The 231-nt window shown below is 60.2% G+C and carries 1 pseudogene; it reads left to right on the top strand.

Annotation, left to right across the window (positions count from 1 at the left end):
* A pseudogene (locus tag SAY88_RS25715) lies at positions 1–231 on the top strand (hypothetical protein); the annotation flags it as partial.

Below are 231 nucleotides of genomic sequence, written 5' to 3'. Positions count from 1 at the left end.
AGCGAGGACCGGCGGGAACCGCCAACATCTGGGCGATGGATCCCAGTGACGTGACCAGTCAAACTCAGATCACCTTCACGGGGGTTGACACAGAGCCAGTGTGGTCACCTGACGGCACCTTGATCGCGTTCGGACGGCGTCCAGACATCTTCGTCACGAACGCCGACGGCACTGGAACACCGATCAACCTGACAAATAGCCTCGCTGGCATCAACACCAGCGCCGATTGGC

The sequence above is a fragment of the Halalkalibacter flavus genome, from assembly GCF_036663575.1.
Lineage (GTDB): Bacteria > Bacillota > Bacilli > Bacillales > Bacillaceae_D > Halalkalibacter > Halalkalibacter flavus.
Note: the sequence above shows the minus strand (reverse complement) of the source record. Positions and strands in the feature narration are given on the sequence as shown.